The 19,968-nt window shown below is 73.4% G+C and carries 24 protein-coding genes; 13 read left to right on the top strand and 11 right to left on the bottom strand.

What is annotated here, in order from left to right; genetic code table 11:
• On the bottom strand, positions 1-285 hold a 285-nt coding region (locus RBXJA2T_RS09035; RefSeq protein WP_009857045.1), incomplete at its 3' end, for a hypothetical protein.
• A gap of 150 nt (positions 286-435) precedes the next feature.
• On the opposite strand from RBXJA2T_RS09035, the gene sctU reads away from it, so the two are divergent.
• The 5 genes from sctU to RBXJA2T_RS09010 all read left to right on the top strand — a co-directional run bounded on the left by sctU (position 436) and on the right by RBXJA2T_RS09010 (position 4,070).
• A complete protein-coding gene (sctU, locus tag RBXJA2T_RS09030) occupies positions 436-1,599 on the top strand; it encodes a type III secretion system export apparatus subunit SctU (protein ID WP_009857044.1) in 1,164 nt (387 codons plus the stop codon).
• A gap of 8 nt (positions 1,600-1,607) precedes the next feature.
• The gene (gene fliO, locus RBXJA2T_RS09025; protein WP_009857043.1) at positions 1,608-1,889 is read left to right on the top strand and encodes a flagellar biosynthetic protein FliO; all 282 of its coding nucleotides are present in this window, start codon (positions 1,608-1,610) and stop codon (positions 1,887-1,889) included.
• A gap of 58 nt (positions 1,890-1,947) precedes the next feature.
• Positions 1,948-2,394, top strand: a complete 447-nt coding sequence (locus RBXJA2T_RS09020; RefSeq protein ID WP_009857042.1) for a hypothetical protein — start codon at positions 1,948-1,950, stop codon at positions 2,392-2,394.
• 229 nt (positions 2,395-2,623) lie between these two features.
• A complete protein-coding gene (locus RBXJA2T_RS09015; protein WP_009857041.1) occupies positions 2,624-2,950 on the top strand; it encodes an H-NS histone family protein in 327 nt (108 codons plus the stop codon).
• Positions 2,951-3,101: 151 nt separating this feature from the next.
• Positions 3,102-4,070: a Bug family tripartite tricarboxylate transporter substrate binding protein gene (locus tag RBXJA2T_RS09010; protein ID WP_009857040.1), complete on the top strand. Its 969-nt coding sequence runs from the start codon at positions 3,102-3,104 to the stop codon at positions 4,068-4,070.
• Between the two features lie 2 nt (positions 4,071-4,072).
• Here RBXJA2T_RS09010 and RBXJA2T_RS09005 read toward each other — a convergent pair whose 3' ends face one another.
• Complete coding sequence (locus RBXJA2T_RS09005) at positions 4,073-6,991, bottom strand: response regulator (protein WP_009857039.1); 2,919 nt, start codon at positions 6,989-6,991, stop codon at positions 4,073-4,075.
• 254 nt (positions 6,992-7,245) lie between these two features.
• Here RBXJA2T_RS09005 and RBXJA2T_RS09000 point away from each other — a divergent pair, with 254 nt between their 5' ends.
• Positions 7,246-7,593: a hypothetical protein gene (locus RBXJA2T_RS09000; protein WP_009857038.1), complete on the top strand. Its 348-nt coding sequence runs from the start codon at positions 7,246-7,248 to the stop codon at positions 7,591-7,593.
• A 5-nt stretch (positions 7,594-7,598) separates the two neighbouring features.
• Here RBXJA2T_RS09000 and RBXJA2T_RS08995 read toward each other — a convergent pair whose 3' ends face one another.
• Positions 7,599-8,477 carry a LysR substrate-binding domain-containing protein gene (locus RBXJA2T_RS08995; RefSeq protein ID WP_193384726.1) on the bottom strand — a complete coding sequence of 293 codons (879 nt, stop codon included), beginning with the start codon at positions 8,475-8,477 and terminating at the stop codon, positions 7,599-7,601.
• Between the two features lie 77 nt (positions 8,478-8,554).
• Between RBXJA2T_RS08995 and RBXJA2T_RS08990 the strand changes: the two genes are divergently transcribed.
• The 3 genes from RBXJA2T_RS08990 (at position 8,555) to RBXJA2T_RS08980 (ending at position 10,524) form a co-directional block, all read left to right on the top strand.
• Positions 8,555-8,968, top strand: coding sequence for a CidA/LrgA family protein (locus RBXJA2T_RS08990; RefSeq protein WP_009857036.1), 414 nt, complete (start codon positions 8,555-8,557; stop codon positions 8,966-8,968).
• Complete coding sequence (locus tag RBXJA2T_RS08985; protein ID WP_009857035.1) at positions 8,968-9,672, top strand: LrgB family protein; 705 nt, start codon at positions 8,968-8,970, stop codon at positions 9,670-9,672. Before RBXJA2T_RS08990 ends, RBXJA2T_RS08985 begins: the two co-directional genes overlap by 1 nt.
• A gap of 102 nt (positions 9,673-9,774) precedes the next feature.
• Positions 9,775-10,524, top strand: coding sequence for a fibro-slime domain-containing protein (locus RBXJA2T_RS08980; RefSeq protein WP_009857034.1), 750 nt, complete (start codon positions 9,775-9,777; stop codon positions 10,522-10,524).
• Between the two features lie 15 nt (positions 10,525-10,539).
• Here the strand turns inward: RBXJA2T_RS08980 and RBXJA2T_RS08975 are convergent, their stop codons facing one another.
• The 4 genes from RBXJA2T_RS08975 to RBXJA2T_RS08960 form a co-directional block, all read right to left on the bottom strand.
• Complete coding sequence (locus RBXJA2T_RS08975) at positions 10,540-11,469, bottom strand: metal ABC transporter solute-binding protein, Zn/Mn family (protein WP_009857033.1); 930 nt, start codon at positions 11,467-11,469, stop codon at positions 10,540-10,542.
• Between the two features lie 4 nt (positions 11,470-11,473).
• Positions 11,474-12,301: a metal ABC transporter permease gene (locus tag RBXJA2T_RS08970; RefSeq protein ID WP_050801749.1), complete on the bottom strand. Its 828-nt coding sequence runs from the start codon at positions 12,299-12,301 to the stop codon at positions 11,474-11,476.
• Between the two features lie 35 nt (positions 12,302-12,336).
• Positions 12,337-13,077, bottom strand: coding sequence for a zinc ABC transporter ATP-binding protein AztA (aztA, locus tag RBXJA2T_RS08965; RefSeq protein ID WP_009857031.1), 741 nt, complete (start codon positions 13,075-13,077; stop codon positions 12,337-12,339).
• A 172-nt stretch (positions 13,078-13,249) separates the two neighbouring features.
• Entirely contained in the window at positions 13,250-13,630 is a 381-nt protein-coding gene (locus RBXJA2T_RS08960) for a Fur family transcriptional regulator (RefSeq protein ID WP_009857030.1), read from the bottom strand.
• Between the two features lie 154 nt (positions 13,631-13,784).
• Here RBXJA2T_RS08960 and RBXJA2T_RS08955 point away from each other — a divergent pair, with 154 nt between their 5' ends.
• Both RBXJA2T_RS08955 and RBXJA2T_RS08950 read left to right on the top strand, forming a co-directional pair.
• On the top strand, positions 13,785-15,269 hold the full coding sequence (locus tag RBXJA2T_RS08955; protein ID WP_237704873.1) for an alkaline phosphatase: 1,485 nt from the start codon (positions 13,785-13,787) through the stop codon (positions 15,267-15,269).
• Complete coding sequence (locus RBXJA2T_RS08950) at positions 15,269-15,772, top strand: Lcl C-terminal domain-containing protein (protein ID WP_009857028.1); 504 nt, start codon at positions 15,269-15,271, stop codon at positions 15,770-15,772. Before RBXJA2T_RS08955 ends, RBXJA2T_RS08950 begins: the two co-directional genes overlap by 1 nt.
• On the opposite strand, the gene RBXJA2T_RS08945 is transcribed toward RBXJA2T_RS08950, so the two are convergent.
• The 3 genes from RBXJA2T_RS08945 to RBXJA2T_RS08935 form a co-directional block, all read right to left on the bottom strand.
• Entirely contained in the window at positions 15,766-16,008 is a 243-nt protein-coding gene (locus tag RBXJA2T_RS08945) for a SlyX family protein (RefSeq protein WP_009857027.1), read from the bottom strand. The two genes, RBXJA2T_RS08950 and RBXJA2T_RS08945, sit on opposite strands and share 7 nt — an antisense overlap.
• A 5-nt stretch (positions 16,009-16,013) precedes the next feature.
• Positions 16,014-16,313, bottom strand: a complete 300-nt coding sequence (locus RBXJA2T_RS08940) for a hypothetical protein (RefSeq protein ID WP_009857026.1) — start codon at positions 16,311-16,313, stop codon at positions 16,014-16,016.
• Positions 16,314-16,388: 75 nt separating this feature from the next.
• Positions 16,389-16,874 carry an HAD domain-containing protein gene (locus RBXJA2T_RS08935; RefSeq protein ID WP_009857025.1) on the bottom strand — a complete coding sequence of 162 codons (486 nt, stop codon included), beginning with the start codon at positions 16,872-16,874 and terminating at the stop codon, positions 16,389-16,391.
• Between the two features lie 165 nt (positions 16,875-17,039).
• On the opposite strand from RBXJA2T_RS08935, the gene RBXJA2T_RS08930 reads away from it, so the two are divergent.
• Positions 17,040-18,713: an AMP-binding protein gene (locus tag RBXJA2T_RS08930; RefSeq protein ID WP_009857024.1), complete on the top strand. Its 1,674-nt coding sequence runs from the start codon at positions 17,040-17,042 to the stop codon at positions 18,711-18,713.
• Between the two features lie 12 nt (positions 18,714-18,725).
• Here RBXJA2T_RS08930 and RBXJA2T_RS08925 read toward each other — a convergent pair whose 3' ends face one another.
• Complete coding sequence (locus tag RBXJA2T_RS08925) at positions 18,726-19,364, bottom strand: exopolysaccharide biosynthesis protein (protein ID WP_037290853.1); 639 nt, start codon at positions 19,362-19,364, stop codon at positions 18,726-18,728.
• A gap of 187 nt (positions 19,365-19,551) precedes the next feature.
• Here RBXJA2T_RS08925 and RBXJA2T_RS08920 point away from each other — a divergent pair, with 187 nt between their 5' ends.
• Positions 19,552-19,752 carry a hemin uptake protein HemP gene (locus RBXJA2T_RS08920; RefSeq protein WP_009857022.1) on the top strand — a complete coding sequence of 67 codons (201 nt, stop codon included), beginning with the start codon at positions 19,552-19,554 and terminating at the stop codon, positions 19,750-19,752.
• Positions 19,753-19,968 lie beyond the last annotated feature (216 nt).

Here is a 19,968-nt window from a genome sequence, read left to right as displayed (position 1 = left end):
GGGGGCCTCGGCGCCGCAGGCCTGCAGCCCGAGGCTGAACTTGGCCGAGGCCGCGCCGCGCAGCGCGGCGCAGGTCTCGGCGTCGAGTTCCGGCGTGGCCGCCAAGCTCGCGCTGCAGGCCAGCGTCAGCGCTGCGGCGCAAAAAAAACGGATGCCGGACTGATCCGGGGGCACAGGCCTCACGGCGTCGCACATGACCTCCTCTGACGGCTTATGACGGCTCTTCTGGTGCGCGGCGCGATGCTCCCGGGACTTCGTGACGGCGGTCACATCGAACTCGTCCATTCGGTATCCGTCTGTGCCATCCGCTAGGTCCGCCCTTTCATATGGGAGCGGCCGGCATCCCTAGGAAACAGGCCGTTGCACCCGAGGTGTCAACCGCAGCGGGTCGGGCCGAGGATCGCGTCTGCCATCCAGAGGAGGACGCGCCCGCCCATGGCCGACAAGAACGACGGCGGCGACAAGACCGAGAAGCCGACCCCGAAGAAGCTGCAGGACGCACGCCGCAAGGGCCAGGTGTCCAAGAGCCGCGACCTGTCGAGCACCGTGCCGCTGCTGGCCTGGCTGGCGGTCGTCGTGCTGGGTTCGGCCTACGCCGGGCGCGAACTGGGTGCGCTGGCCGACGCGGCGCTGGCCAGCATCGGCCGGCCTTTCGAGGTCGCGGCGCCGGCGCTGGGCGAACTGGCCTGGCGCACCACGCTGTGGCTGAGCGCGCTGGCGCTGCTGCCGGCGGCGGCGCTGGGCGTGCTCGTCGAGTTCCTACAGGCCGGCCCGGTGTTCAGCGCCGAGCGGCTCAAGCCCAAGGCCGAGCACCTGAACCCGGTCGAAGGCATCAAACGCATGTTCGGCCTGGACAACCTCGTCGAGCTCGCCAAGTCGCTGGCCAAGTGCGTGCTGCTGCTGGCCATCGGCGCGCTGGTGCTGCGCGGCGTTCTGGCCGACAGCGCGCGGCTGCTGCAGGCGCCGGCCGGCGTTGGGGCCGTCGGCACGCTGCTGCTGGAGGTGACGCGCCAGGCACTGACCTGGACGCTCGTCGCCTTCGTGCTCGTCGCCGCGCTGGACATGGCCTGGCAGCGCCATTCGTTCACGAAGAAGCTGCGCATGAGCCTGCGCGACATCAAGCAGGAGACCAAGGAAAGCGAAGGCGACCCGCAGGTGCGCCAGCAGCGCCGCCAGGCCCACCAGGAATGGTCGCAGCGCAACGCGCAGCAGGCTGCGCGCCAGGCCAACGTGCTGGTCGTCAACCCGACGCACGTCGCGATCGCGATCGACTACGACCGCGACACCTGCCCGGTGCCGACGATCAGCGCCAAGGGCGAGGACCACGTCGCCCGCGCGATGCGCGAAGCCGCCGAGGAGGCCGGCGTGCCCATCGTGCGCAACGTGCCGCTGGCGCGCGACCTGCTCGGCCGCGGCGAGGTCGGCCAGTTGGTGCCGGCGGACCTGTTCGACGTCGTCGCCGAGGTCATCCTCTGGGCGCGCGAGGTGCGCCAGGCGATGGAACGCGGCGACGGCCCGCCGGCACGGCCCGCGCCGGGCGAGGACCTGAGTGCCTACGCCGACCGGCCGCCGGCGGCGTCCCGGAAGCCCGCGACATGAGCCCTCCAATGAGCGTGGCGTGGAGCGGGCTGGCCGGCAGCGTGCTCGCGCTGGCCTTCGTGCTAGCGCTGGCGTGGTTCGGGCTGCGCTGGATGCGGCGTTTCGCCCAGCCGCCCGCGGACGCCGGCGCGCCGGAACTGCGGGTGCTGCGCACGCTGGCGCTGGGGCCACGCGAGCGGCTGGTGCTGGTGCGCCATGGCGACGCCGATCTGCTGCTCGGCGTCGGCGCCGACGGCGTGCGCCTGCTGGGCCGGCGCGACGCCGCTGCGTGCGTTCCGCCGCCGCGCTGATATCCCGCGCCCGCGGTCTGCGGCATCATCGGGCCGGCACGACATTCCGGGACTCCCCGTGCAAGCCTACGTTCTGATCGGCAACCCGAACACGCGCAAGTCGACCCTCGTGCGCAGCCTGAGCGGCTGTTTCAATCGCAGCCTGCGGGACATCCAGCCCGTCTCGGGCGCCCCCGCATTCCGGCTCTATGCACGTGCCGGCGCATTGCAGGAAACGCGCACGACGCCGTCCGACTTCGTTCATGAGGTTGCCGGCCGGCGCTGCGCGGCGGTGCTGTTCTGCCTCTGGCCACTGGCCAATCCGGTCGATCCGGCGAACATGCCCGATGCCGGCAGGTATCTCGAACACTTCGAATCGGCGGGCTGGCGCCTGAAGTCGATCGCGGTGCTCGGGCAGAACCCCGGCGGCTGGCGCGGCGCGGCGATGCGCCAGTTCCCCCAGGCGCCGGTCGATCCGGTGAACCTCACGGCGCATCAGCTGCGCGCCCATTTCGGCTGGCTCTGAGGCGCGGCCATTGCGCCGCATTGGCGCGTTTCGTGTTGCGGTCGGCCCCTTGAATCGACGCCCGATCGGCCGGCTTTGGTCGCATGCGAAGCCGCTGCCGTCGGCACGATCCTCTTTCGCATTGCGTTGCCATTTGCCTGTGCGCGGCGAGGTCGGTGTAAACCGTCCTGCGCGCTGCGGCGTTTTCGCGTTATCCTTTTCAACCCGACAAATGACGGAACATCACCGAATGGCCACCAAGAAGAATGCAGCGCCCACGGCGACCTACGCTGAAATCCAGGCGCAGATCGAAAAGCTCAAGGCCGAGGCCGAATCGCTGCGCAAGAAGGAAATCGCCGACGTCGTCGCCGACATCAAGGCGCAGATCGCCGCCTATGGCCTGAGCGCCGCCGATCTGGGCCTGGCGCCCAGGGCCGCGCGCTCGCGCAAGGCCGCCGGCAAGCCGGTTTATGCCGACGGCCAGGGCAACACCTGGGTCGGCCGCGGCAAGCGCCCGGAGTGGATCCGCGCCGCGCTCGCCGCCGGCAAGACGCTGGACGACCTGCGCGTCCAGTGAAGCCTCGGCGGCGCGTTCGTTCGACCGCGCCGCCTCGCTCCGCCGCACGCTGCGCAGCCCGGGACGGGGCATTGCGCCTGGCGGGCGGTGGCTGCATGCTCGTCTCCGCCGGCCATCTCGGCCGTTCCGGAGGCGTCATGGTGGAGCGCGAATGCCGGCGCTGAGGCGCCGATCGCTGCTGATCACGGCTTTCGGCTGGGCGGCGGGCGGCCAGGTGGCCGCCGCCACGCCGGCCACGCCGCTGCGGCTGGTGGTGCCCTTCGCGCCCGGTGGCGGCGTCGACGCCGTGGCGCGTGCGCTGGCCGGCGCGCTGCCCGCGGTGCTGGGCACGCCGGTGAACGTCGAGAACCACCCGGGTGCCAGCGGCACCATCGGCGGCCGCCTCGTGATGGCGGCCCCGCCTGACGGCCGCACGCTGCTGTTTTCTGCCGCCACCCACGTCTTCACGCGCCAGGTCCTGGTGCTGCCGCCCTACGACCCGCAGACCGATTTCGCCGCCGTCGCGCGTTTCGGCCAGGCGCCGTTGCTGCTCGTCGTCGCCCCGGGCCGAGCCGAGCCCGGCCTGCAGGCCCTCGTCGCGGCCATCCGCCGCGAGCCGGGGGTCTGGACCGCCGGCGTGCCCGCGTTCGGTGCTCCCGCACACCTCGCGACGCTGGACTTCCAGCGCCGTGCCGGCCTGCGCCTGAACCTCGTGCCGTACAAGGGCACGCAGCCGGCGCTGATGGACGTTGCCGGCGGCCACGCCGACCTGCTGCTGGATTCGGTGGTGGCGCTGCTGCCGCTGGCACGTGCGGGCCGCGTCAGACCCCTGGCGATCAGCGCGGCCGAACGCAGCCCGCTGCTGCCCGCGGTGCCGACCTTCGCCGAGAGCGGCTTCGCGGGTTTCCAGCACCACTCCTGGTATGGCGTCTGGGCCCCGCGCGACACGCCGGCCGCGCGTGTGCAGGCGCTGGCCGGCGCCATCGGCGCCGCGGCGCGGGCGCTCGAAGACGCCGGCGCGCTGTCCCCGCTGGGGCTCAGCGCGGCGGTGCTCGGCGGCGACGGGTTCCGTCGCTTCGTGGCGCGCGAGGCGGCCGTCGGCGCCGAGCTGCTGCGTGCCTCGGGCTTCCGCGCCGAATAGCGTCAGTCCAGCCAGCGCAGCAGCGTCGTGTACAGCATCGCCGGATCGACCGGCTTGGCGACGTGGTCGTCCATGCCGGCGGCCAGGCAGGCCTCGCGGTCCTCGCCGAAGGCGTTGGCCGTCATCGCGACGATCGGCAGCGTGCGGCCGGCGCGTTCACGGATCGTGCGCGTGGCCGTCAGGCCGTCCATGCCCGGCATCTGCACGTCCATCAGCACGAGGTCGAACGGCGGCGAGCCGCAGGCCAGCTCGACGGCGCGGGCGCCGTCGTCGGCGACCACGACCTCCAGCCCCGCCGACTCGAGCAGCGCCACGGCCACCTCCTGGTTCACCGGGTTGTCCTCGGCCAGCAGCACGCGCCGGCCGGCGGCGCGTGCGCACAGGCGCACGAAGGCCGGTTCCGAGGCATCGGCCGCGGCCTCGGTCCGCGGCGACGAGCGCAGCAGCTGCGCGATCGTGTCGTGCAGCGCCGACGGCGTCAGCGGCTTCATCAGCACCGCCCCGTAACCGGCGTCGCGGGCGCGTTCACGCAGCGCCGGGGCGTCGTGCGCGCTGACGAGCACCGCCGCCGGCCCGGCCCCGCCGGGGGCCGCACGCAGCCGGCGCAGCGTCTCGAAGCCGTCGCAGACCGGCATCACGCAGTCGACGATGAAGAGGTCGTAGCGACGCTGGCCCGCTGCCGCCAGCCGGGCCAGCGCTTGCTCGGCGCCGTCGGCCGTGTCGGCCTGCACGCCCAGCAGCTCCAGCTGCGAGGCGATGGCCTCGCGCGCCTCGGGCAGGTCGTCGACGACCAGCGCCCGCAGCGACGGCGGCAGCGAGCCGGACTCCGGAGGCACGGACTCCGCACGTTCGAGCCAGACGGTCAGCCCGAAGGTGCTGCCCGCGCCGGGGCGGCTGACGGCGTCGGCGCTGCCGCCCATCAGCTCGGCGATGTGGCGCGTCAACGCCAGCCCCAACCCGGTGCCGCCGTGGCGCCGGGTGCTCGAGCTGTCGGCCTGCTCGAAAGCCGTGAACAGGCGGGCCTGCTGCTCCGGCGCGATGCCGATGCCGGTGTCCTGGACCTCGAAGCGCACCTGCAGCCGCTGGCCGTGCTCGCGCAGCAGCGCGGCGCGCAGCCGCACCCAACCGTGTTCGGTGAACTTCACCGCGTTGCCCAGCAGGTTGATCAGGGCCTGCGACAGCAGCCGTGCGTCGCCGCGCAGCCGCGCGGGCAGGTGGTCGGTGTCGAGCACCAGCTCCAGCCCCTTGGCGCGTGCGCTGGCCTCGACGACGTCCAGCGCCCGCGCGATCAGCTCGTCGCGCGAGAAGTCCACCGGGTCCAGCCGCAGCTTGCCGGCCTCGATCTTGGACAGGTCCAGGATGTCGTTGAGGATCTGCAGCAGGTGCGCGGCCGCGCCGTCGACCTTGCGCAGCCGCTCGCGCTGCAGCGGGTCCTGGGTGGCGCGCGAGATCAGGTGCGTCAGGCCGATGATCGCGTTCATCGGCGTGCGGATCTCGTGGCTCATGTTGGCCAGGAAGGCGCTCTTGGCGCGGGTCGCCGCCTCGGCCTGCACGGCGCGCTGCTCGAGCTGCCCGTTGGCCTCGGCCAGGCGCTGCTCGGCCTGCTTGAGCGCGCCGACGTCGGTCAGCACGGCCAGGAAGCCGACCACCTGGCCGTCGATGACACGCGGCACGTAGTGCGCGTACAGCGGCACGGCGCGGCCGTCGGCGCGCACCAGCGTGCGTTCGTACTCCTGGCGTTCGCCGCGCAGCGCGCCTTCGATGAAGGGCCGCGCCCCCTCGTACTGCTCGGCGGGGATCAGCTCGGCGATCGAGCGGCCCAGCAGCTCGGCCTCGCCGCGCGCGAACCAGTCCTGCGCCGCGAGGTTGGCGAAGCGGCAGCGTTCCTCGTGGTCCCAGTACAGCACCACCGCCGGCAGCGTGTCGGCCAGCTCGCGCGTGAAGGCCTCCGCGCGCGCCAGCGCCAGGTTGGCGGCTTCGGCGGCCAGGCGCGCGTCCTGCAGCTCGCTGACGTTGCTGGCGATGAAGTAGAAGCCGGCGATGCGCCCGCGGCGTTTGTCGGGCAGGCGGTAGACCCAGAAGTGGCCGCGCCGCCCGCGCGAGCCCTCGATGTCGAGCCGGGTCTGCACGACCTCGCCGGCGAGCACACGCTCCAGCGCCTCGCGCCGCCGCACCGGGACCTCGGCGCCGAGCACCTCGCCCATCGTGCGGCCCAGCACCGCGTCGCGTTCCAGGCCGTACCAGTCGAGATAGGCCTGGTTGGCGAAACGCAGCCGCAGTGCCCGGTCCCAGTAGGCGACGAGCATCGCCGGCGTCTCGCCGGACAGGCGCGCCAGCGGATGTTCGCCGGGTTCGAAGACGCTGTGGCCGGTGGCCTCCAGCGGCGCGTCCGGCAGCGCGGCATCGGCGCGCAAGGGCCGCAGCATCCAGGCCAGCACCGCGGCGACCAGGGCCGCGGCGCTCAGCAGCAGCAGCGCGAAGCGGCGGTCGGCGTCGCGCCGGCGCTGCTCGGCGCCAGCCTGTGTCGTGTCCTCGAAGTCGCGCCAGGCGGCGGCCAGCGCGCGCAGTGTGCGGCCTTCGTGGGGGGCGGCGAGCGCCGCGTCCAGCGCGGCCGAGAAACGAGCCGCCGGTGCATCGGCCGCGGCACGGCGGCCGAGTTCGAGCAGCTCGTTGCGCGCGCGGTCCAGCCGCTGCGCGACCGCGGCCGGCGCGGTGTCGCCGCTGCCGGCGGCCAGCACCAGCATGCCGGGCTCGACTTCGGCGGCGATCTGGCGCAGCGCGGCGGTCTGGGCGTCGGCGCTGGCCACGGCGCGGTGATGCGCCAGCCAGCCCCAGGCCAGCACGGCGCCGAGCAGCAGCGCGGTGGCGACCAGCGGCAGCACGCGACGGCGGCGGGCGGTGGCCAGCAGCGCCGTGGTCATCGTGCAGGCCGCAGGCGCCCGGCAGGGCCGCGCTGCCGATGGGGGGCCGAACTCGGGCGACAGCGCCCGGGCGTGGTGCGCATGCCCATCGCCGGCTTCTCCTCCTTGTCATGGCGGCAGGTGCCGCGGCGGCAGTCTAAGCCGCCGCGGGCGTCGCGCCGCGGACTTCGGCGTGCCGGGGTGGTGTCCTCGCAACCCCGGCCCCGCACGTTGTGTTCTGGCGCCCGTCCCCGGCGCCTGCCGTCCTGCCGTCCATGGAATTCCTGTATCTGAAGATCCCGTCGACCGACGAAGCGGCCGATGCCCACCATGCCTTGCACGCCGCGCTCGAGCAGACCCTCGCCGAAGCCGGCCAGGGCACGCTGCTCGGCTGGGGCGGCTCGCTCGGTGAGGCTGGCGGCGCCGGCGTTCGGCCGCTGCGTTTCCACCGCATCGACATCGAGGTGCACGAGCTCGCGCCGGCGCGTGCGCTGCTGCAGCGCCGGCTGGACGAGCTCGGTGTCGCGCCGGGCACCGAGCTGCACTACAGCGTCGCGCGCCGGGCGCGGGTCGACGTGCTCGGCGCCTCGGGCTGGGTGCCGCGCGCGCTGCCGGTGCGCTGAACGCCCTAGGCGGCGGCCGCTGCCAGCGCCAGCCAGGCGCGTGCGGCGTGCGGCAGGTAGCCGCCGCGGCGCCAGGCCAGCGCCATGTGCCAGACCAGCGCCGGCTCGGCCAGCGCGAGCACACGCACGCCCGGGCGGCGCCGCGGCTCGGCCATCAGCCGCGGCAGGAAGCCGACGCCGAGCCCGGCGGCGACGAGCTCGACCATGAAGTCGATCTGGCTGGTGCGTGCGACGACGTGCGGCTCGAAGCCGGCGCTGCGCGCCGCGTCGACGAGCATCGGGTTGAGCGCAAAACCGGCTTCGAACAGCACGAAGGGCTGGGCCGCCAGCGCTGCGAAGCCCACCGAGTCGCCGTCGAGCGCCAGCGGCACCGACTCGGCGACCAGCACGCACATCGGCTCTTCGCGCACCGACTGCCAGTCGAAGGCCGCCGAGGTCGGCGCCAGCAGCCCGGCGAGGTCGAGCTCGCCGTCGCTGAGCATCTGCTCCAGGCGTTTGCTGCCGTGTTCGACGAGCTGCACCTCGATGCCGGGATACAGGCTGCGAAAGCGAGCGAACAGCGGCGCGAAGAGCTGGCTGCTGCCGATCGGCGGCAGGCCCAGGCGCAGCAGGCCGCGCTGCAGGCCACGCAGTTCGTCGAGTTCGGCGCGCAGGTCGTCCTGCTCGGCCAGCAGCGCCAGCGCGCGGCGGTAGACGACCTCGCCGGCGTCGGTCAGGCGCGCCGGCTGCACGCCGCGGTCGAGCAGCACGACGCCCAGCTCGTCCTCGAGCTGGCGCACCGCCTTGCTGACCGCCGACTGGGTGGCGAAGACCTGGCGCGCCGCCGGCGAAAAACCGCCCTGGCGCACGACCTCGATGAAGGCGCGCAGGGCGCGCAGCTTGATGTCCATTCCAAAAGGGACTGGAGCGCAGTCCAAACATTCGCTTTCATCATGCTGCGCTGCAACCTAGAGTGCAAGCCATGGATCTCGCACCCGACTGGCATGGCACGACGGTGGCGCTGCGGCGCCGCTGGCGGCGCAGCCGCATCGCCCAGCTGGGCGCGATCGGCGCGGTCTGGGCGGCGGGCGAACTCATCGTGCGCACGACCGGCCTGCCGCTGCCCGGCGGGCTGGTCGGCATGGCGCTGCTGTTCGTGCTGCTGGCCACCGGCGCGGTGCGCGTGGCGAGCTGGCGCCGCGGCGCGAGCTGGCTGATCGCCGAGATGCTGCTGTTCTTCGTGCCGGCGGTGCTGGCGGTGCTGGACCACCCGGAGCTCTTCGGCTGGCTGGGCCTGAAGCTGCTCGTCGTCATCGCCGGCGGCACGCTGGCGGTGATGGCCGCCACCGCGCTGGCCGTCGAGTGCATGCTGCGCCGCGGCGGGGCGCAGCCGTGATGGCGATGTTCTCGGCGTCGGCTGCCGCGGCGGTGCTGCTGTGGTCGGCGCCGACGATCGCCGCCTACGCCGCGGCCAAGGCGCTGCACCGCCGCCATCCGCGCGCCTGGACCCTGCCGCTGGTGCTGGCGCCGGCGGTGCTGCTGCTCGTCGTGCTGGCGCTGCACGGCAGTTATGCCGAGTACCTGCGCGGCACGCACTGGCTGCTGGCGCTGCTGGGGCCGGCGACGGTGGCCTTCGCGGTGCCGGTCTGGGAGCAGCGTGCGCTGCTGCGCCGCCACGCCGCGGCGCTGGCCGTCGGCATGCTCGTCGGCAGCACGGTGTCCATCCTCACCGCCTGGTGGCTGGCGTCCTGGCTGGGTGTCGGTGGCGAGCTGCGGCTGAGCCTGGTGCCGCGTTCGGTCAGCACGCCGTTCGCGATGACGGTCGCCGGCGACATCGGCGGCGTGCCCGACCTGGCGGCGGTGTTCGTCGTCTTCACCGGCGTGCTCGGCGCGACGATCGGCCAGGCGCTGCTGCGCTGGCTGCCGCTGCGTTCGACGCTGGCACGCGGCGCGCTGTTCGGCATGGGCGCGCACGGCGCCGGTGTCGCCCAGGCGCACCGTGTCGGTGCCGAGGAAGGCGCGGTCGCCGGGCTGGTGATGGTGCTGGTCGGGGCGCTGAACGTGCTCGTCGCGCCGGCGCTGGCCTGGGCCCTGCGCTGAGCCCGCCGCGAACGAGGGGGTGAGCGCAGCGCTCCCCGCGCCTCCGGGGATCACGGCCGGACGACGGCTGCGGACAATGTCCCGAACACCCGGAGGGACAACATGCGATCCAAGCTCTTCGCCGCGGCCCTGCTCGCCGCCGCCACCAGCGCCGCGTCGGCGAGCACGCTGACGCTCACCGGCACGGTGCGCGACTTCAACGCCGACGGCATCAACTTCGAAGGAGCGCTGGCCGCCGGCCAGGGTTACGTGCAGTCGACGCTGAGCGGTGCCTCGCCGACGCTCACCGCGCTCGGCCAGTCGGTGATCTCCAACACCGGGGCCGGCGCCTTCGACCTCTGGTACACCCGGCCCACCGCCAGCGCCTCGTACGCGCTGGTGCTCGACGAGACCTCACCCGGCCTCTACACCTATTCGTCGAACAGCTTCTTCCCGATCGACGGCCAGCTGCTGGGCAACGAGGGCCGCGACCACAACTACCACTTCACGTACACGATCTCGACGACGTTCTCGTACCTGAAGGGCGCCGGCCAGGAGTTCACCTTCACCGGCGACGACGACGTCTGGGTGTACTTCGACGATCTGCTGGGCATCGACCTCGGCGGCGTGCACGGCGCGCAGTCGCAGACGGTCAACCTGGATGCGCTGTTCTCTGGCGCCAACGCGCGCGAGTCCGGCACCTACTCGTTCGACTTCTTCTTCGCCGAGCGCCACACGACGCAGTCCAACCTGCAGATCACGACCTCGCTGGTGTTCGACGAGAACCCGCAGGACGTGCCCGAGCCGGGCACGCTGGCGCTCGGGGTGCTGGCCCTGGCGGGCGTCGGCGCCGCGCGCCGCCGTCGCGGCTGAGGCCGGGGCGGCGCCTCAAGCGCCGCTCATGCCGGCGACCAGCGCGCGCACGTTGTACTCGTAGAGCGCGACGAAGCTCGCCGCCGGGCCGCCCGGCGCCGACAGCGCGTCCGAATAGAGCCGGCCGCCGAGGCGCGCGCCGGTCTCGCGCGCGATGCGCTCGACCAGCCGCGGGTCGCTGATGTTCTCGACGAACACCGCGCGCACCTTCTGCTGCCGGATCTGGCGCACCAGCCGGCCGACGGCCGCCGCCGAGGGCTCGCTGTGCGTCGTCCAACCCTGCGGCGCGAGAAACTCGATGCCGTAGGCCGCGCCCAGGTAGCCGAAGGCGTCGTGCGAGGTGATGACGCGGCGCTGCTCGCGCGGCACCGTGTCGACGAGGCGGCGCAGCCGCGTGTCCAGCGTCGCCAGGCGCTCGCCGTAGGCCGCGGCGCGGGCCTCGAACTCGGCGCGGCGCTGCGGCCAGCGCCGCGCCAGTGCGGCGGCGATCGTCGCCACGTAACGCTGTGCGTGGGCCAGGTCCTGCCAGGCGTGCGGGTCGGCGTCGCCGTGGTCGTGGCCATGACCATGGTCGTGGTCGTGGTCGTCGTGCGCCGCGTGGCGCGGCGTGATGCCGGCGCTGGCGACGACGATCTCGCCGCGGTAACCCGAGTTCTTCACCAGCCGCGTCATCCAGCCTTCGAAACCCAGGCCGTTGACGACGACGAGGTCGGCGCCGGCGAGCTTGCGCACGTCGCCCGGGCGCGGCTCCCAGGCGTGGGCGTCGGCGTCGGCGCCGACCAGCGAGCCGACTTCGAAGTCCGCCGGCGCGACCTCGCGCACCAGGTCGGCGAGGATCGAGAAGCTGGCGACGATGCGCCCGCCACGCGGCGCCTGGGCGAAGACGGGGGCGGTGGCGCAGGCCAGCGCGGCGGCGAGCAGCGAACGGCGGGGCAGGGGGGTCATGGTCTCAGCGTTGCAGATGGTGGGCGGCCTGGAAACGCCGCACGAGCACGCCGTCGCGGCGGCCGAGCAGCACCGAACCGAGATAGGCCAGGCCGCAGACGAGCACGATGCACGGACCCGACGGCAGCTCGGCGTGGTAGCTCCAGAGCAGGCCGATCGCACCCGAGGCGGCGCCGATCGCCGCGGCCACGGTGCACATCGCCGCCAGCCCGGCGGCCCAGAAACGCGCCGCGGCAGCCGGCAGCATCATCAGGCCGACGGCCATCAGCGTGCCCAGGGCCTGGAAGGCGCTGACGAGGTTGGCCACCAGCAGCACCAGCAGCAGCGCGTGCACGGTGGCGCCGGGGCCGCCGACGCTGCGCAGGAAGCCCGGGTCGCAGCTTTCCAGCACCAGCGGGCGCCAGGCCAGCGCCAGCGCGAACAGCGTCAGGCTGGCGACGCCGGCGGTCTGCAGCAGCGCCGCGTCGTCGGCGGCGAGCACGCTGCCGAACAGCAGGTGCATCAGGTCGACCTGGCTGCCGCGCCAGGACACCAGCAGCACGCCCAGCGCCAGCGCGATCAGGTAGAAGGCGGCGAAGCTCGCGTCCTCGCGCTGCGGCGTGTTGCGCGTGACGAAGCCGGCGGCCAGCGCGACGATCAGCGCGGCGACGAAACCGCCGGCGCTCATCGCCGGAAACGACAGCCCGGCGATCAGGTAGGCCACCGCCGCGCCCGGCAGCACCGCGTGGGCGAGCGCGTCGCCGGCCAGGCTCATGCGGCGCAGCACCAGCAGGCAGCCGATCGGCGCCGCGCCCAGCGACAGCGCCAGCGTCGCGACCAGCGCGCGGCGCATGAAGCCGAACTCGACGAAGGGTTGCAGCAGCTCGATCACGGCGTGGCCTCCGTGGCGCAGCGCGGCGCATGCGCGTCCCAGGCCTCGGCCATGCGGCGCGCGGCGCCCAGGTGCTCGTCGCTGAGCACCTGCGCCGTCGGGCCCCAGGCGACCTTCTCGCGTGCCAAGAGCAGCGTGTGCTCGAAATGCGCACGCACCTGCTCCAGGTCGTGCAGCACGGCGATCAGCGTGCGGCCCTCGGCCTTCCAGCGCTCCAGCAGCGCCAGCAGGTCGGTGGTGGTGCGTTCGTCCAGCGCGTTGAAGGGCTCGTCGAGCAGGATCAGCGCCGCGTCCTGGACCACCAGGCGCGCGAACAGCACGCGCTGCATCTGGCCCACCGAGAGCTCGCCGATCGGCCGGTCCTCGAAACCTTCGAGGCCGACGGCGTGCAGCGCCTCGTGCACCTGGCGGCGCATCGCCGCGTCGACGACGCCGAAGCAGCCGATGCGCTGCCACAGCCCCATCGCGACGAACTCCTGCACCCGCACCGGGAACGAGCGGTCGATCTCGCCGGCCTGCGGCAGGTAGGCCACCCGCAGCGCCGGGTCGCGCTCGACACGGCCCTGGTAGCGCCGCAGCGTGCCGCCGAGCACGGCCATCAGGCTGCTCTTGCCGGCGCCGTTGGGGCCGACGATCGCGGTGGCGCTGGCGGCCGCGAAGCTGCCGCTCAGGTGGTGCACCGCGGGGTGGCCGCGCCAGGCGACCGTCAGGTCGTGCAGGCGCACGGCGGCGGTCACTGGAGCACCCTTCGGCCCGTCGGCCGGTCCCGCCAGACGGGAACGAGCCCCGGACAAGTCCCGAGGGCTCATGACAGCGCCCACGCGACGGCGGCCCACAGCACGGCGACGATCAGCGCCGCGCCGGCCAGCCGGGTCAGCGCCCCTGCCATCAGCATCGTGTTCTCCGGTCTCAGTTCGGTGCCGCGGCGCAGTCGCTGCAGCGGCCGTACAGCGTCAGTTCGTGGTCCTCGACGCTGAAGCCCGGCGGCGCGAGGTGCGACAGATCGCCGGGGCAGGCATGCACGTCGAAGACACGCTGGCAGCGCGTGCACTGGAAGTGGTGGTGGTGGCGGTGCTCGGCGGCCTCGTAGCGCGGCACCTCGCCGGGCAGCGTCACGGTGCGCAGCAGGCCCTCGTCGACCAGCGCCTTCAGGTTGCGGTAGACGGTGGCGATGCCCAGCCCGGGCGCCGTGCGCTGCGCGCGCTCCAGCACCTCCTGCGGCAGCAGCGGGCGCGCGGCTTCGGCGATCGCGTCGCGGATCGCGGAGCGCTGGCGGGTGTTGCGTTCCATGGAGGGAGGCGGGGAGCAGGGCCTTAATGATATTGCTGTCGCAATATCAAGGCTCGCGACACGGGCATGGGCTAGGCTCGCGGCTCCCGCGAACTCCGAGCCTCCGCCGATGACCCGCCGCCCGACTCCCCCCGCCGTCCCGCCGCGCCGCACCGTGTTCGCTGCCCTGGCCGCCGCCGCGCTGCTGTCGGCCTGCGCCGCCGCGCCGTCCGCGCCGGCGCCTGCCAAGCCGAAGAACGTCATCGTGATGATCAGCGACGGCGCCAGCTGGAACACCTGGGAGATGGCGGCCCACTTCCGCGCCGGCACACGCGCCAACGACCTGCCCGAGTACCAGCTGCTGACCGAGCGCTGGGGCGTCACGACCTTCCCGCTGAACACCTCGACGAAGCCGACGCACGACGCGACGCCGCAGGTGAGCTACGACCCGGCGCGCGCCTGGGACCCGAGCCCGGTGGCCCCGGTGCCGGGCGATGCCTACGCCACCGCGATCGCCGGCTACCAGTACCTGAAGCGCCAGTACACCGACTCGGCCGCCGCCGGCACCGCGCTGGCCTCGGGCAGCAAGACCTACAACAACGCGATCAACGTCGACAACTTCGGCCAGCCGCTGGACTTCGCGACGCGCATCGCACGCGGCGCCGGCAAGGCCACCGGCGTCGTCACCTCGGTGCCGCTGGCGCACGCCACGCCGGCGGCCTTCGGCGCGCGCAACGCCAGTCGCAGCCGCATGACCGAGCTCGCACGCGACATGCTGCGCGACGGCAACCTCGACCTGATCATGGGCGCCGGCCACCCCGAGCACGACGGCAACGGCGCCAGCGTGCTGGGACTGTCGGCCGCCGACTGCGCCGCGCGCACGGCCTGCAGCAAACGCTGGGACGTGCTCGCCGAAGCCGAGTGGCGCGAGCTGCGCGCCGGCACGCTGCGCCCGGCGGGTGCCGAGCGGCCGTGGACGCTGGTCGAGGACCGCACCGACTTCGAGCGCCTGGCCGCCGGCCAGCGCCGTGTCGACGGCCCGCTGGTCGGCATCCCGCGCGTGCGCTGGACGCTGCAGCAGGCGCGCGAGGAGGAGGTGCTGGGTGCCGACCCGGCGCAGCCCAGCGGCGTGCGCCGCATCGCCAACGTGCCCGACTTGGCGACGATGGCCGGCGCCGCGCTGCGCCACCTGGAGCGCGACCCCGACGGCCTGTTCCTGATGATCGAAGGCGGCGCCGTCGACTGGGCGGCGCACGCCAACCAGGCCGGCCGTCTGGTCGAGGAGCAGGCCGAGTTCAACGCCGCGCTGGCCGTCGTCGAAGCCTGGATCGCCGCCCACGGCGGCTGGCAGCAGAACCTGCTGATCGTCACCACCGACCACGGCAACGCGATGCCGATGGGGCCGCAGTCCGACCGCGTCGCCTTCCAGCCGGTGCCCAACGGCGGCGCCGGCGTGCGCCCGGCGCCGCGTTTCTGGAGCGACAACCACACCAACGAACTGGTGCGGCTGTGGGCGCGGGGTGCCGGCGCGGAGCGGTTCGCCGCCCACCAGCGTGGCCGCGACCCGCGTTTCGCCGAGGTCACCGGCCACAACGACGACGGCCGCTACGTCGACAACACCGACGTCTTCCGCGTCGTGAAGGCGGCGCTGGATCGCTGATGCTTGCCGCCGCGCTGCTGCTGGCGGCCGCCGCCGGCGCGGCGCCGATCTGCCGCGACGGCCCGCGCCCCCCGCCGGCGTTCGTCGTCGTCTCGCCGGCGCTGGTCGACGACCCGGCGCGTGGCCTGCAGTGGCAGCGCTGCCCTTGGGGCCAGACCGGCGATGACTGCAGCGACGGCGCGCCGCGCCGACTGAGCGCGATGCAGGCCCAGGATCTGGTCGCACGCCTGGCGCGCGAGGGCTGGCAGGGCCGCCACGACTGGCGGCTGCCGACACGCGCCGAGCTGCGCACGCTGGTCGACGGCCACTGCGTGGACCCGGCGATCGACGGCCGCGTCTTCCCGGCGACACCGCCGCTGTGGTTCTGGAGCGCCGACACCGAGCCGGGCAACGACTACGACGCCTGGGCCGTGGACTTCCGCAGCGGCGACGAGGTGCTCGACGACCGCAACCTGCCCAACGCCGTGCGGCTGGTGCGCCGCCGGGAGGCCGCCGCTCAGTAGTGCGGCGGCAGTTCCTCGCGCAGGCTGCGCCAGGTCGCCGGCTCGGCGGCCGCGCCCTGGCGCTTCAGCTCGAGCAGTTCGCGGGTCAGCAGGTCGATCTGCTGCTGCTGGCGCACGACGACGGCGTCGAGCTTCTCCAGCAGGTCCTCGGTGAAGGCGAGCTTGACCTCGAGGTCTTCGAGCCGGCGCTCGACACGCGCCTCGTCCCCGGCCCGGGCGCGGCTCGTCGTGGCCATGGCGCTCAGAGGCTGCCGCCGCCCTCGCGGGCCAGCGTGTCGCTCAGGTCGTCGGGCGTCGTGCCGGGCAGCGGCACCTGCAGGATCTCGGGCGCGGCGGCGTCGGCACGCTGCCACTCGAACTTCACCTGCGGCAGGCCGCCGTCGGCGTCGAGCGCGAAGCCGGCGAAACGGATGTAGCGCGCCTGCGCCAGCGCGGCCTTCAGCGCGGGGTCGCAGTCGGCGATCAGCGGGCCGCTGATCAGCTCGTCCATCGGGATGTCGGCGAACTGCTCGGCGATGCCGTCCAGGAATTCTTGGTCCATGCGCAAATCCTCGTGAAGCCGCGCATTGTCCGCCGCCCGGCGGCGCTCGCGCAGCGTCCGGGACATGGGCCGGGCTCAAGCGCCCAGCGGCAGCGTGCGCCGCGGCGGCGGCGGCAGCACGCGCACCACGGCCTCGCGGCGCAGCGAGCGCCGGTGCAGCCGGCCGTGCAGCTCGGCGGCCTCGGCGGTGCCGAAGCGGCGGCAGGCCAGCAGCCGGTGGGCGTGGGCGTGGAACTCGTCGGCACGGTCGTCCACCGCCAGCCAGTCGGCGTCCTCGGCGTCGGCCTGGCGCAGCCAGTCGAGAATCTCGTCCTCGCGCCCCGGGCGCGACTGCGCCAGCGCGCCGTAGATCGGCGTCGTGCCGAGGATGCGGCCGTGCAGCGGCGCGCTGAACGGTGCACGCAGGCGGTCGATCGTCGTCCAGTGGCGGCGCTCGTCGGCCAGCACCACCCGCAGCTGCGGCCAGGCCTGCAGCACGGCCTCGAAACCGGGCAGCCCGCCTTGCGCATCCTCGGCGTCGGCCAGGCGCGTCAGGCACTCGGTGTTCACGAAGATCAGCATCGTTTCGCCTCCAGGAGCCCCCATGCTGGGCCTGGCGGATGGCAGCGCCGTGAACGCCGTGTGACAGCCGATGCCCCGAAGCGGTGCGGTGATTTGACTTCGCTCATGCTCCGTCATCGCCGGGCGAACCCGGCATGCACGCGCTGTGCGACCATCGCCGGCCTCATGTTCAAGCCCTGGCTCGCCCACTATCCGGACGGCATTCCGCCGGAAATCGACGTCGGCTGCCACGCGTCGCTGGTCGACGCGCTCGCCGACGCCTGCACCCGCTTCGCCGATCAGCCCGCCTTGTGGTCGATGGGCCGCACGATGAGCTACCGCCAGCTCGACGAGGCGAGCCTCGCCTTCGCCGCCTGGCTGCAGCACGGCGCCGGCCTGGTGCGCGGCGAACGTGTCGCGCTGATGATGCCCAACCTCATGCAGTACCCGGTGGCGCTGCTGGGCGTGCTGCGCGCGGGGCTGGTCGTCGTCAACGTCAACCCGCTGTACACGCCGCGCGAGCTGGAGCACCAGCTGCAGGATTCGGGCGCCGCGGCCATCGTGGTGCTGGAGAACTTCGCGTCCAAGCTGGAGCAGGTGGTCGCGGCGACGCGGCTGCGCGCCATCGTCACCACCGGCGCCGGCGACCTGCTCGGCTTCAAGGGCCACGTCGTCAACGCCGTCGTGCGCCACGTGAAGAAGATGGTGCCGCCGTGGCGGCTGCCGGGTGCCGTCGGCTTCAACCAGGCGCTGGCCGCCGGGCGCCGCCGCGCGCTGTCGCCGGTCACGCTGGGCCACGACGACCTGGCCTTCCTGCAGTACACCGGCGGCACCACCGGCGTCGCCAAGGGCGCGATGCTGACCCACGGCAACGTGCTGGCCAACGTGCTGCAGGTGACGGCCTGGCTGGCGCGCGACATGCAGGACGGCCGCGAGACAGTCGTGCTGCCGCTGCCGATGTACCACGTGTTCGCGCTGATGGCGTCCTTCGTCTTCCTGCGCAAGGGCTCCAAGCTGGTGCTGATCCCGAACCCGCGCGACATGGGCGAGATGCTGAAGACGCTGCAGACGGTGCCGTTCACCGGCATCGTCGGCGTCAACACGCTGTACCGCGCGCTGCTCGACGCACCGGGTTTCGCCCGGGTCGACCTCGGCGGGCTGAAGCTCGCGGTGGCCGGCGGCATGGCGGTGCAGCACGTCGTCGCCCAGCGCTGGCGCGAACGCGCCCGGGTGCCGCTGGTCGAGGGTTACGGCCTGACCGAGGCCTCGCCGGTGGCGATCGCCAACCCGGTCGACGTGCACGAGTGGAGCGGCACGATCGGCATGCCGATCCCGAGCACCGATGTCGTCATCGCCGACGACGAGGGCCGCGCGCTGCCGCCCGGGAGCGTCGGCGAGATCCGCCTGCGCGGCCCGCAGATCATGCGCGGCTACTGGCAGCGGCCCGAGGAGACCGCCGAGGTGCTGACCGCCGACGGCTGGCTGCGCACCGGCGACATGGGCACGATGGACGAGCAGGGCAACATCCGCATCACCGACCGCAAGAAGGACATGATCGTCGTCTCGGGCTTCAAGGTCTTCCCGAACGAGGTCGAGGACGTGCTGACGATGCACCCCGGGGTGCAGGAAGCCGGCGCGGTGGGCGTGCCCGACGAACGTTCGGGCGAGGCGGTCAAGGTCTTCGTCGTGCGCCACGACCCCGAGCTGACCGAGCGCGAGCTGCTGGCGCACTGCCGCCAGCACCTCACCGGCTACAAGATGCCGCGCCAGATCGAGTTCCGCGAGCAGCCGCTGCCGCGCACCAACATCGGCAAGATCCTGCGCCGCGAACTGCGCGACGGGCCGCCGCCGGCGCCCTGAGTCGGCGCCGGCTCAGCCGCCCAGGCCCAGCACCTGGGTGGCGAAGTAGACGGCGCCCTTGACCATCGCCCAGACGACGCCGGAGACGACGACCGCGGCGACGACCGCCGCCACCGCGCCGGCGATGACCCAGACGCCGTCGCGTTCGAGCACGCCGAGCGCGAACAGGCTCACCGCCAGCGCCGGCAGCATGTTGCCCAGCGGCACCGGCAGCACCAGCACGCACGACAGCAGCAGGCAGACGAGGCCGATCAGGTACTCCATCGGCGGCGCCGCCAGCGTGCTCCAGCGCGGCTTCAGCAGGCGTTCGGCGCGCGCCAGCCATGGCGACACGCGCGTGATCAGGCGCTCGAAGTCGGCACGCGCCATCGAGCGCGACGCGATCACCCGGGGCAGCCACGGCTTCAGGCCGAAGGCCAGTTGCGCGGCGAGGAAGATCAGCGGCGCCCCCAGGATCGCCGAGGTGCCCGGCGGCGTCGGCAGCACGTTCGGGAAGGCGAAGACGAACAGCAGCGCCGCCAGCGCGCGGTCGCCCAGCGCGGCCAGCAGGTCGCCGACGGCGACACGTTCACGCGAGTCGTCGCGGGCGAGCTGTTCGAGCATCGCCGACAGCGGCAGGCGGGCAGGGGCGTCGAGGGGGAAACGGGGCATCGGGACGGGGAACGGTCGGCGGCAGGCGATGTTGTAACGGTTCGCCGCGGCTCCGAGCCCGCGGCGGCCGCTCAAAAGGGCTTCGTGCCGGCTGCGGCGTGGTGTCCGGGCCATCGACACGGCCTCAGGGGCTTGTTAATGAGAATGGTTCGCATTAGAGTGCGGCTTCGGACACAGGACACCCCCGATGCAACCCGATTCTCGTGACCCCCGGCCGCCGGCCGCCCAGCCGCCGCTGCGTGCCGCCGCCTCCTGCGCCGCGGCCCGCCGCCCGCGCTGGACCAGCGCCGAACTGTTCGCCGGCGCCGAGGAGATCGAGATCCAGCATGGCGAGGCCGTCTACCGCATGCGCATCACCTCGATGGGCAAGCTGATCCTGACCAAGTAGTCCGCGCCGTCTTTCCACCGCAGCACCAGCCAGCGATCCGCCAGCACGTGCGCCCCGATGTCCAGGAGCGTTCCGTGCACACGATGTCCTCCGTTCCCCGGCTCCTCCAGGGCCTGACGCTGCCGCCGCCGGGCGTGCGCGCCCCCGCGCTGCGCCGCGTCTTCGGTTCGCTGGGCGGCGCCAGCGCCGCCGGCGCTGCGCTGCAGCGCTGCGACG

It is taken from the genome of Rubrivivax benzoatilyticus JA2 = ATCC BAA-35 (assembly GCF_000190375.1).
Taxonomy (GTDB): Bacteria; Pseudomonadota; Gammaproteobacteria; order Burkholderiales; family Burkholderiaceae_C; genus Rubrivivax; species Rubrivivax benzoatilyticus.
Note: the sequence above shows the minus strand (reverse complement) of the source record. Positions and strands in the feature narration are given on the sequence as shown.